We start from the raw sequence: 10913 nt of genomic DNA on the forward strand, positions 1-10913 counted from the left end.
TAGCAGACAGCAGGAGAATGCTCCCTCGCTGTCTGTTTTTTTTGATTGCTTTGAAAATTACCTTGATTTGAGATTAAAAAACCGTATAATACTGAATAGATGTTATTTTAAGAAAAATAGTATTGGGGTGGAAGATGTCATGGGGGAACGAAAGAAAGTCTTGGATGTGAAAGACTTGCAGACCACTTTTTTCACCGACTCAGGGGAGATTCCTGCGGTGGACCACGTCGATTTCCATGTGAAAGAAGGCGAAGTTCTCGGAATCGTAGGGGAATCCGGGTGCGGGAAAAGCGTGACATCGCTGTCAGTAATGGGATTGGTGCCGAGCCCGCCCGGCAAGATCACAGGCGGGGAAATACTATTCCAAGGTAGCGACCTGCTTGCGAAAAGCGAAAAAGAGATGCGCTCCATCCGGGGGAACGATATCGCAATGATTTTCCAGGAGCCGATGACTTCGCTCAATCCGCTGTTTACGATCGGCAACCAGATGTCCGAAGCGATTCTCATCCATGAAAAGAAATGGTCGAAAAAGAAAGCGAGAGCCCGTGCGGTCGAAATGCTGAAATTGGTGGGGCTGCCGCGGGCGGACGAATTGATCGACGAGTATCCGCATCAGTTGTCCGGAGGTATGCGGCAGCGTGTCATGATCGCCATGGCACTGGTTTGTGATCCGAAACTTCTCATAGCGGATGAACCGACAACGGCACTTGATGTGACCATCCAGGCGCAGATTCTGAAGCTCATGAAAGACCTGAACACCCGGCTGGACACGGCCATCATGCTGATTACACATGATCTCGGCGTTGTTGCGGAAACTTGCCAGCGCGTCATCGTCATGTATGCCGGCCAGGTGATCGAAGAAGCGCCGGTCAAGACGATTTTCGATAATCCGCAGCATCCATACACCAAGGGGCTGATTCAGTCCGTTCCGGATATGCGGTATAAGAAGGATCGGCTGTTCTCGATTCCGGGGAATGTCCCGAAGCCCGGTTCCATACGGCAAGGCTGCAAGTTCGCAGCGCGCTGTGAGTTCGCGTTCGACAGATGTCTGTCGGAAGATCCGGAACTGATCCATACAGAGGCGGCCCATCAGACAAGATGCTTCTTATACAGCGAGGAAGGAGTGAAGGACGATGGAGCAAAAGCCCTTATTGAAAGTTGAAGGACTGAAAAAGTATTTCCCTATTAAGAAAGGGCTGCTCGGGCGGACGGCTGGGTATGTCAAAGCGGTCGATGATATCTCCTTCCATGTGAACAAAGGGGAGACACTCGGTATTGTCGGAGAGAGCGGATGCGGCAAGTCGACGACAGGAAGGGTGCTGATGCGGCTCCTGGAACCGACAGAAGGCACCGTGGAATTCGACGGCCGGGAGCTGACGGATCTGTCTGCCGGCGATATGAGGAAGGTGCGCCGGGATATCCAGATGGTCTTCCAGGATCCTTATGCGTCCCTGAATCCACGCCATACGATCGGCAAGATCCTGGAGGAACCGCTCATCGTACATGGTATTTCCGATGCGAAGGAGCGAAAGAAGACCGTCAACAAGTTCCTCGAGATTGTCGGATTGAGTGCTTACCATGCAAAACGGTATCCGCATCAGTTCAGCGGCGGGCAGCGGCAGCGTGTCGGCATCGCCCGGGCGCTGATGACGAATCCGAAGCTCATCATCGCGGACGAACCGGTTTCCGCCCTGGACGTATCGATCCAGGCGCAAGTGCTGAACCTGATGCAGGATCTGCAGAAGGAATTCGACTTGACGTATATCTTCATCGCCCATGATCTGGGGGTGGTCCGGCACATCAGTGATCGGGTGGGGGTCATGTATCTGGGGAGGATTGTCGAGATTGCACCGAGCGAGCAGCTCTATGCAGAGCCTCTCCATCCATATACCCGGGCGCTGCTGTCAGCCGTACCGATCCCGGACCCGGATTACCAGAAGGAGCAGGTAACCATCGAAGGGGATATCCCAAGTCCTGCTAATCCACCATCAGGCTGTACGTTCCATACCCGCTGTCCGTTCAAGATGGACGTCTGCACAAAAGTTACACCCCAGCTCATGGAGCAACAGAACGGTCATTCTGTCGCCTGTCATCTTTATAGTGAACAGGCCGGCACTGACATAGCATGGAAAGAAAAAGAGATGGAGGGGTCTGTATGAGAAAAGGGAAGTTATGGTCGGCCGCACTCATCATGCTGCTTGTCCTTTCCGCTGCGCTCGCTGCATGCGGAAACGATGACGGCAAAGAGGGGACGGCAAGCGGGGACGGAGAAAAGTCCAGCGGCAAGGAAAAGACGCTGGTCTTCGGCCGGGGTGGGGATTCCACTTCACTCGATCCATCCCGCGTAACAGAAGGGGAGACCTTCAAAGTAACGGTCAACCTGTTTGAAACTCTCGTCAATTTCGGCGAGCAGGATACAACGATCCAGCCGGGGCTGGCGAAAGAATGGGAAACAACCGATGATGGTCTGACGTATACGTTCCACCTTGAAGAAGGCGTCAAGTTCCATGACGGCACCGACTTCAATGCAGATGCAGTCGTCGCGAACTTCGAACGATGGGCAGGCGGGGATGCTGAGAAGTTCCCGTACTACAGTTCCATGTTCGGCGGATTTGAAGGAGACGAGGAAGCGGTCATCGAGTCGGTGACAGCGCAAGACGAGAACACAGTCGTGTTCAAACTGAAACGCCCTCAGGCGCCATTCCTGAAAAACCTGGCAATGAGCATGTTCGCCATCTCAAGTCCTGAGGCATTCGCGAAAGGCGATGACGACTACGAGCGGAATCCGGTCGGTACCGGGCCATTCAAGTTCGTGGAGTGGAAAGCGAACGATTCGATCACAATCGAAAAGAACGAAGACTACTGGCAGGAAGGGCTTCCAAAGCTCGACAAAGTCGTATTCCGTTCCATCCCGGACAATGCAGCACGTCTGAACGCGCTGACTGCCGGCGAGATCGATCTGGCTGACGGCATTAACCCGTCGGATGGTGAAAAGATCGAGAACGATTCAAATCTGCAGTTGTTCGAACGTCCGTCCATGAACGTCGGCTACCTCGGTCTGACGGTCACACGCCCGCCGTTCGATAAGAAAGAAGTACGCCAGGCCATGAACTACGCGATTGATAAGCAGACAATCATCGATTCGTTCTTCGAAGGCCGTGCTGAACTGGCGAAGAACCCAATGCCTTCTTCCATCTCGGGGTACAACGATGAGATAGAAGAATATGAGTATAACCCTGAAAAGGCGAAAGAACTGCTGAAACAGGCAGGACTGGAAGACGGCTTCGAAATGGAACTGTGGGCAATGCCTGTTCCGCGTCCATATATGCCAGACGGCACAAAGGTAGCGGAAGTCATCCAGAGCAACCTTGCAGATGTCGGCATCAAAGCGGAAATCGTCTCGTATGAGTGGGCGACGTACCTCGACAAAGCGAGCAAAGGGGAAGCGGATGCCTTCATGCTCGGCTGGACAGGAGATAACGGCGATGCCGATAACTTCCTGTATGTCCTGCTTGATGAAGACAATATCGGAAGCAACAACTATACGTACTTCAAAAACGATGAAACACACAAACTCTTCCTGGAAGCACAGACGGAAGTGGATGAGGACAAACGGAACGAACTGTATATGAAAGCACAAGAGATCCTTCATGATGAAGCGCCATGGGTGCCGTTGGCTCACTCGACACCATTGCTCGGCGGAGCTGCTGATCTGACTGGTTTCAAACCGCATCCTACAGGTTCCGACTTGCTCTCGAACGTAGATTTCAAGTAAGTTCAGGCTGACAGGCAACAGGGGGGAGGCGATTCGCTTATCCCCCTTTCCTGTTCCTGAAAAGCCAAAAAGAGCCTAAAGGGGTGAAGTGTATGCTCAGTTACATAGGGAAGCGGTTATTCCAGCTCATCCCTGTACTGTTAGGGATGACATTCGTTGTGTTCATGATGATCCGGGCGATACCGGGCAACCCTGCGCAAGTGATACTGGGACAGCAGGCGACACCCGAAGCGGTTGCGGCGCTCAATGCAAAACTCGGGCTGGACCAGCCGTGGTATATCCAGTTCTTCAGTTATCTGAAAGGGATTTTCACGGGTGACCTCGGGGAATCCATGAGAACCCGGCTGCCGGTGGCCGATGAAATCTGGCCGTATCTCGCGGCCACATTGGAACTGGCACTGTTCGCCATGATCGTTGCTGTCGTCATCGGCATCAACGCCGGCATCATCTCCGCATGGTTCCAAAATTCATGGTTCGATTATACAGCGATGATCCTGGCGCTGGTCGGTGTATCCATGCCGATCTTCTGGCTCGGTCTCCTGGGGCAGTGGGCATTCGCCATTGAACTGCAGTGGCTGCCGACCACAGGACGTGAGCAAGTACGCGATCCCGTATCAGCGGTCACCCATCTCTATTTGCTGGATGCCATGCTGAACGGCAGGTTCGACCAGCTGTGGGAAGTATTCAAGCACCTGATCCTTCCGGGACTTGCCCTTGCGACCATCCCGATGGCGATCATCGCACGTATGACCCGTTCCAGCATGCTTGAAGTCATGCGGTCCGATTTTATCCGGACAGCCCGCGCAAAGGGGCAGAAAATGTTCTGGGTCGTCTACAAACACGCTTTGAAAAACGCAATCATTCCAGTGCTGACAATTGTCGGCCTTCAAATGGGGATGCTCCTCGGCGGGGCGATCTTGACAGAAACGATTTTCGCATGGCCGGGGATTGGCCGATATATCTATGACGCCATCAACTACCGTGATTACCCGGTCATCCAATCGGGAATCCTGGTCGTCGCATTCTTCTTCGTCATGATCAACCTCATCGTGGACCTGCTCTACGGTGTGATCGATCCGAGGATTAAGTATGATTGAGGGAGGAGGAATACAACATGTCTGAATTGTCACCGAAGATTGATGGCATCGCAGAAGCGAAGATTGAAAAAGAGTCCGGTCCGTGGCGGGATGCATGGCGGAGTTTCCGGAAGAGTAAAGTGGCGGTTGTCGGAATGGCGGTTGTCATCTTTTTCATCCTGATGGCACTTCTTGCGCCATTCATCGCTCCGCAGGGCATAAACGAACAGAACATGGCTGACCGTCTGCATGCGCCATCAGCGGAGTATTGGTTCGGTACGGATGATTTCGGCAGAGATATCTTCTCCCGTATTATGCACGGCGCCCGGATTTCTCTCGCGGTCGGGTTCTTCTCGGTCATCGGTTCCGTTGTTGTCGGAAGTATACTCGGCATCATTGCCGGCTATTATGGCCGCTGGGTGGATGTGATCATCTCCCGGATCTTCGATATCATGCTCGCATTTCCTTCGATCCTGCTGGCGATTGCCATTGTCGCCGTACTCGGACCGAGCCTGCAGAATGCACTGATTGCCATCGCGACCATCAACGTGCCGAATTTCGGCCGGCTGATCCGATCGAAAGTGCTGAGCATCAAGGAGGATGAATACATCACCTCCGCCAAAGCGATCGGCATGAAGGATGCGCGTATCCTGTTCTCGCACATCCTGCCGAACTCCATGGCACCTGTCATCGTCCAGGGTACACTCGCTGTTGCAACGGCTATCCTGGAAGCGGCTGCGCTCGGTTTCCTCGGGCTTGGAGCGAAAGCACCTTCACCGGAGTGGGGCAAAATGCTTGCTGATTCACGGGATTATCTGCAATCCGCACCGTGGACAATGATCTTTCCGGGTCTCGCCATCATGCTGACGGTCCTCGGGTTCAACTTGATGGGTGACGGACTGCGGGATGCACTCGACCCGAAAATGAAAAGCTGAACAAAAAAGAGCTGCCCTTCGCCGGGGCAGCTCTTTTAATAGATTTCATCTTCGAATTGCGTATTGGCTTCACTCTCATAACGGCGCTGGTAGCTGACGACCAGACTGTCGAGGTGCTCCAGCTGTTCTTCGTAGTTCAAGATGGAAGACAGGATATGCAACAGATAATATGTCGAAAACTCCTCATTCTCCTCTTTCGAAAGAGCGATTTCTTTCAAGAAGATATCCATGACTTCCTGCCGGTGAATGTATTCGTCATGCAATCCGGTCGACAGCTGATCCGATTTCAACTTACCGACAAATTTCAAGTGCAGCTGCTCATGATAGGTGAGCAAAGCATCCAGACGCTCCTGCACCATCATCTTGAAATGGTCCGGCAGTGCAGCCAGTTCGCTCTCGTGCATGAACAATTTACGGAGGACTTGGAGACTCGCATTGGAAGCGACGATCATCTGTCGGTAGATCACCAGTTTGCGCGCTTTGGCATACTGGTTCTTTTTCAGGTAGTACCGTTCTTCCTTATACAGGGCATACAGCTGATCGATTGTCGTCAGCTGATCACGTGAGTTCTCGATGACATTCTTCGTTGCCAGAAAATCGGACGCCTGGCGGCTGGTCAGCCGGATCCACCGGATGATCTCATCCTGCACCTGGTGGATGGACTGGAACAGCTTCACTTCATATTTCGGCGGCACAAACACCAGATTGACCAGGAAGGCTGCCAAGACGCCTATTGTAATAGAGAGTATCCGAAGGCCAGCATATAACAGAAACCCATCGCCTTTGATTTCCATAATAGCGATCGTTGTCACGAGCGCCAATCCAATCGATTTTTCAAGTCCGAGCTTCAGCATGATCAGAATGACGATCACGGCTGCCAATCCGACAATCATCAAGTGATGACCGAACATCAATACAAACAAAACAGCTACCGTTCCGCCGATCAGGTTACCTTGTATCCGCTCCACAACTGATTTGTATGATCTGTAAATCGTCGGCTGGATGGCGAAAATCGCTGCAATCCCTGCAAACACAGGATTGGGCAGATGGAACACTTGCGCAAGGAACAATGCGAAGACAATGGCAATACCCGTCTTCAAACTGCGGGCACCAAGTTTCATATCTGTCTTCCTCTCTTTCGCGGTCTCTTTTGCGCTACTTTACAATAAATTCCGGTATGGGTCAACAGCTCGATTACAGCAATTGTGAGAACGCGGAATCGACAGCTTCCAGAGTATCCTGGATATCTTTTTCCGTATGTGCTGACGTGATGAACCAAGCTTCATATTTGGAAGGCGCCAGGTTGACACCCTGTGCCAGCATCAGTTTGAAGAACTTACCGAACCGCTCTCCGTCCGTCGCTTCCGCCTGATCGTAATTGACGATCGTTTCGTCTGTGAAGAACACGGTCAGTGCGCCGCCTTTCCGGTTGATGGTGATTGGAACGCCGTGCTTTCCGGCAGCTTCGAGAATCCCATCCTCCAAGAGGGCCCCGAGGCGGTCGAGTTCCGAGTACAGGCCTTCTGTCTGCAGCACTTCCAGGCAGGCAATCCCGGACAGCATCGATGCAGGATTTCCTGCCATCGTGCCCGCCTGGTATGCAGGACCGAGCGGCGCCACGTTATCCATGATCTCACTTCTGCCGCCGTATGCGCCAATCGGCAGGCCGCCTCCGATGATCTTGCCCATCGCCATCAGATCCGGCTGGAGTCCGAGCAGTTCAGCCGCTGAACCATAGTGGAAGCGGAATGCCGTAATCACTTCATCGTAAACGATGAGAGCCCCTTTTTCCTTGGCGATCTCATGTACGAGCGGCAGGAATCCTTCCTGAGGCTCGACGATACCGAAATTGCCGACGATCGGTTCCACGAGGATGCATGCGATTTCATCCCCCCAGCGGTCCATTGCTGCTTTGAAACTTTCCGGATCGTTGAAAGGAATCGTGATCACTTCTTCAGCGATCGTCTTCGGAACACCGGCGGAATCCGGAGTACCCAATGTGGCCGGACCGGAACCTGCCGCAACCAGCACGAGATCGGAATGGCCGTGATAGCAGCCTGCGAATTTCATGATCTTCGTGCGGCCGGTATAGGCGCGAGATACACGGATTGTCGTCATGACTGCTTCCGTTCCGGAATTCACGAACCGTATTTTATCGATCCCCGGAATCGCGTCCTTCAGCATCTTGGCGAATTTCACTTCGTGCTCGGTCGGTGTCCCGTACAATACGCCATTTTCAGCAGCCTTCGTGATGGCTGCCGTAATGTGCGGGTGGGCATGGCCGGTGATAATCGGTCCGTAGGCGCCTAAGTAATCGATATACTTATTGCCGTCCACATCCCAGAAGTAAGGGCCTTCCGCACGCGCCATCACAGCAGGTGCTCCGCCGCCGACCGCTTTGTAACCGCGGGACGGGCTGTTGACGCCTCCTACAATATGCTCGCACGCCTGTGCATAGATTGCTTCTGAATTCGATCTTTCCATAATAATTCCTCCGTTCAAATCAGTTCTTCACTATTCTACCTAAAAACAAAGCAAACACCAAAGGAATTGAAAAAGACGGAGTAGTCCGATACTATTAATGGAAAGAAACTGATTGGAGGAATGTTTTATGTCGTCAATGGAAGGCATGCATGCGCCTGAATTCTCTTTACGGAACGAACGCGGCGAAACAGTTTCACTTTCCGATTTCGCTGGTGAGAAATATGTAATCCTTTATTTCTACCCGAAAGATGCAACGCCTGGGTGTACACTCGAAGCCCAGTCGTTCAGTGAAAGCCACTCCGATTTCGAAGACATCAATGCAGTGATCCTCGGTGTCAGTCCGGACGGGGAAGAATCCCATTTGAAGTTCAGCAACAAGTATAATCTGCCGTTTTCGCTGCTGGCCGACCCGGATCATACAGCAGCGGAGCAATACGGGGTATGGAAGCTGAAAAAGTCGTTCGGCAAAGAGTATATGGGCGTGGAACGCTCGACATTCCTCATCGACCCGACGGGCACCATTGTCAAAGAGTGGCGGAAAGTGAAGGTGGACGGTCATACGGATGACGTGTATCGTGCACTCCTTCAGCTGACAGACGAAGTAGGGGGAGAGGGCTGATGCCGAAAGTACTGTTCACGTTCCCTATCAAAGAACAATTCCGCAATGAGCTGGAAAAGGAATTCAGTGAAGCTGAATTCGACTTTTCAGGTACTATGGAGAATGCCGAGCGGAAACACCCCGACATTCTGGTAACTTACGGTTCTGATCTGGATGCCGCTTCGCTCGGCGGACTGCCGGATTTGAAGTGGGTCATGGTCGCGTCAGCCGGTGTGGACCAGCTGCCGCTTAAAGAGCTGGGAGAGCGGGACATCCTCGTCACGAATTCCAGCGGAATCCATAAAACCCCGATGGCCGAAACCGTTCTTGCCCACATTCTATCTTTGAAACGCGCGCTCCCTCAGCTGAGGGAACAGCAGAAGCAGAAAGTATGGGAAAAAGTGAAGTCTGGCGAACTGAAAGGCTCCACAGCCCTCATACTCGGTCCCGGCTCGATCGGCGGGGAAATCGGCAGGCTGCTGCAGGCGTTCGGCGTCCGTACAATCGGATGCAGCAGATCAGGCAGCACGCATGATGGCATGCACGAAGACATTTCGTTCGACTGCATCGACGAGCATCTGCCGGAAGCGGATTATGTGATTTCCGTCCTGCCGAGCACTCCGGAAACCCGCTGGCTCCTGAACGAAGAGCATTTCAAACGCATGAAGAACACCGCTGTCTTCTTGAACTTCGGCAGAGGAGACTTGGTGAAGGAAGAAGTCATTATAGAAGCCCTGAAGAACAAGGAGATCGCACAAGCTGTCCTTGATGTATTCGAGCAGGAGCCGCTGCCGGAGACGAATCCGCTCTGGGAGCTTGAGAACTGTACGGTCTCGCCTCATGTCTCTGCACTATCGGCAAAGTATGTGGAACGGGCTCTGGAAATCTTCAAAGAGAATTTGCGCGTATGGTTATCATCGGAAGGTTCTTACAAGAATATCGTTGAACCGGATCGCGGCTATTGACCCGCAAGAGACGCGCTCGCCGGTAATCACAATTGTTGACAGGACACCACAAATTCAGTAAACTAATTATAATCATTATAATCATTATAATTAAGTAATCTTTACGGAATAGAGGTGTTCGTCATGCCAGGTGCAATGCTGAAAAATGCGCTTGTCACATTGAAAGAGAGCGGTGTGCGGATCACTCCTCAGCGCCACGCTATTTTGGAATTCCTCATTTCTTCTGAAACCCACCCGACGGCGGATGAAATCTATAAAGCACTCGAACAGGATTTTCCGAATATGAGTGTAGCGACAGTCTATAACAATCTGCGTGTATTCAGGAATGCGGGGCTCGTCAAAGAGCTGACCTTCGGAGATGCTTCAAGCAGATTCGACTTCGTGACACACGATCATTACCACATCATCTGTGACGAATGTGGAAGCATTGTCGATTTTCATCATCCCGGATTGGAAGAAGTGGAAAGGCTTGCGTCCCATGTGACAGGATTCAAAGTGAATTCCCACCGCTTGGAAGTGTACGGTGTCTGTCCTGCGTGTCAAGAACAAGGCCGCGCCACTAAAGCTAATTGAAAAAACACCTATTTCTCTCAGGAGAAATAGGTGTTTTTTCAATTCTTCTTTTGTTTCGGACGGTTGTATACTTCGTCGAACTCCTTGCCTTCGAGCGAAGGATCCATAGTCAAAGGTTCGCGGCAATGTCCGCACATATCGACACGGCCGAGCATCTTTGTCTGTCTGCCGCAATTCGGACAGACGATCTGCACTGCCCGGGTGGATAATGTCCCGATCCATGCATAGACGACAACACTTGCCAGAATCGCCACGACACCAAGAACCATGAACAGGAGCATGAGTATTTCGTATTTACGGAAGAACAGACCAATATACATCACGATCACTCCGATGAAGATGAGTGACAGTGCGAATGACCGGATTCGGTTGATTTTATTCTTATAAGGTTTCACTGCAAGACCTCCCTATGGCTCACACTTTTAATATAGCACAGTTCCGCTGTGAGCAACATAGGTTCAACCCAAAGAAGGAATTTCGAAGTGGATTGGCGAAAAGTACAGCAGC

Annotated in this window: 11 protein-coding genes; 8 read left to right on the top strand and 3 right to left on the bottom strand. The window is 52.0% G+C overall.

The window, feature by feature from the left end:
* Positions 1–139: 139 nt before the first annotated feature.
* From QWT68_RS01180 to nikC, 5 genes are all read left to right on the top strand, one after another.
* Complete coding sequence (locus QWT68_RS01180; RefSeq protein WP_290149148.1) at positions 140–1162, top strand: ABC transporter ATP-binding protein; 1023 nt, start codon at positions 140–142, stop codon at positions 1160–1162.
* Positions 1134–2159 (top strand): ABC transporter ATP-binding protein, encoded by a 1026-nt coding sequence (locus tag QWT68_RS01185; protein WP_290149150.1) that lies wholly within the window; start codon positions 1134–1136, stop codon positions 2157–2159. Before QWT68_RS01180 ends, QWT68_RS01185 begins: the two co-directional genes overlap by 29 nt.
* The gene (locus QWT68_RS01190) at positions 2156–3775 is read left to right on the top strand and encodes an ABC transporter substrate-binding protein (protein ID WP_040285829.1); all 1620 of its coding nucleotides are present in this window, start codon (positions 2156–2158) and stop codon (positions 3773–3775) included. The genes QWT68_RS01185 and QWT68_RS01190 overlap by 4 nt, the downstream gene beginning before the upstream one ends.
* Positions 3776–3867: 92 nt before the next feature.
* Positions 3868–4872, top strand: coding sequence for an ABC transporter permease (locus QWT68_RS01195; RefSeq protein ID WP_290149153.1), 1005 nt, complete (start codon positions 3868–3870; stop codon positions 4870–4872).
* A 17-nt stretch (positions 4873–4889) separates the two neighbouring features.
* Positions 4890–5786 carry a nickel transporter permease gene (nikC, locus tag QWT68_RS01200; protein ID WP_098060112.1) on the top strand — a complete coding sequence of 299 codons (897 nt, stop codon included), beginning with the start codon at positions 4890–4892 and terminating at the stop codon, positions 5784–5786.
* A 35-nt stretch (positions 5787–5821) separates the two neighbouring features.
* On the opposite strand, the gene QWT68_RS01205 is transcribed toward nikC, so the two are convergent.
* Both QWT68_RS01205 and QWT68_RS01210 read right to left on the bottom strand, forming a co-directional pair.
* The gene (locus QWT68_RS01205) at positions 5822–6907 is read right to left on the bottom strand and encodes an FUSC family protein (protein WP_040285827.1); all 1086 of its coding nucleotides are present in this window, start codon (positions 6905–6907) and stop codon (positions 5822–5824) included.
* Positions 6908–6980: 73 nt separating this feature from the next.
* The gene (locus QWT68_RS01210) at positions 6981–8270 is read right to left on the bottom strand and encodes a glutamate-1-semialdehyde 2,1-aminomutase (RefSeq protein WP_040285826.1); all 1290 of its coding nucleotides are present in this window, start codon (positions 8268–8270) and stop codon (positions 6981–6983) included.
* A 127-nt stretch (positions 8271–8397) separates the two neighbouring features.
* On the opposite strand from QWT68_RS01210, the gene bcp reads away from it, so the two are divergent.
* The 3 genes from bcp (at position 8398) to perR (ending at position 10406) form a co-directional block, all read left to right on the top strand.
* Positions 8398–8889: a thioredoxin-dependent thiol peroxidase gene (gene bcp, locus QWT68_RS01215; RefSeq protein WP_040285825.1), complete on the top strand. Its 492-nt coding sequence runs from the start codon at positions 8398–8400 to the stop codon at positions 8887–8889.
* Positions 8889–9833: a D-2-hydroxyacid dehydrogenase gene (locus QWT68_RS01220; protein WP_290149157.1), complete on the top strand. Its 945-nt coding sequence runs from the start codon at positions 8889–8891 to the stop codon at positions 9831–9833. Before bcp ends, QWT68_RS01220 begins: the two co-directional genes overlap by 1 nt.
* 123 nt (positions 9834–9956) lie before the next feature.
* Positions 9957–10406, top strand: a complete 450-nt coding sequence (gene perR, locus QWT68_RS01225; protein WP_040285823.1) for a peroxide-responsive transcriptional repressor PerR — start codon at positions 9957–9959, stop codon at positions 10404–10406.
* Positions 10407–10444: 38 nt separating this feature from the next.
* On the opposite strand, the gene QWT68_RS01230 is transcribed toward perR, so the two are convergent.
* The gene (locus tag QWT68_RS01230; protein WP_040285822.1) at positions 10445–10801 is read right to left on the bottom strand and encodes a YgzB family protein; all 357 of its coding nucleotides are present in this window, start codon (positions 10799–10801) and stop codon (positions 10445–10447) included.
* Positions 10802–10913 lie beyond the last annotated feature (112 nt).

The organism is Sporosarcina trichiuri, assembly GCF_030406775.1.
GTDB lineage: Bacteria > Bacillota > Bacilli > Bacillales_A > Planococcaceae > Sporosarcina > Sporosarcina trichiuri.

Excerpts from the sequence above, each read along its gene's own strand:
- QWT68_RS01210 (WP_040285826.1), bottom strand. The coding sequence starts at position 8,270 with ATGGAAAGATCGAATTCAGAAGCAATCTATGCACAGGCGTGCGAGCAT.
- QWT68_RS01220 (WP_290149157.1), top strand. The coding sequence starts at position 8,889 with ATGCCGAAAGTACTGTTCACGTTCCCTATCAAAGAACAATTCCGCAAT.
- QWT68_RS01185 (WP_290149150.1), top strand. The coding sequence starts at position 1,134 with ATGGAGCAAAAGCCCTTATTGAAAGTTGAAGGACTGAAAAAGTATTTC.
- QWT68_RS01205 (WP_040285827.1), bottom strand. The coding sequence starts at position 6,907 with ATGAAACTTGGTGCCCGCAGTTTGAAGACGGGTATTGCCATTGTCTTC.
- QWT68_RS01180 (WP_290149148.1), top strand. The coding sequence starts at position 140 with ATGGGGGAACGAAAGAAAGTCTTGGATGTGAAAGACTTGCAGACCACT.
- nikC (WP_098060112.1), top strand. The coding sequence starts at position 4,890 with ATGTCTGAATTGTCACCGAAGATTGATGGCATCGCAGAAGCGAAGATT.
- bcp (WP_040285825.1), top strand. The coding sequence starts at position 8,398 with ATGTCGTCAATGGAAGGCATGCATGCGCCTGAATTCTCTTTACGGAAC.
- QWT68_RS01190 (WP_040285829.1), top strand. The coding sequence starts at position 2,156 with ATGAGAAAAGGGAAGTTATGGTCGGCCGCACTCATCATGCTGCTTGTC.
- perR (WP_040285823.1), top strand. The coding sequence starts at position 9,957 with ATGCCAGGTGCAATGCTGAAAAATGCGCTTGTCACATTGAAAGAGAGC.
- QWT68_RS01195 (WP_290149153.1), top strand. The coding sequence starts at position 3,868 with ATGCTCAGTTACATAGGGAAGCGGTTATTCCAGCTCATCCCTGTACTG.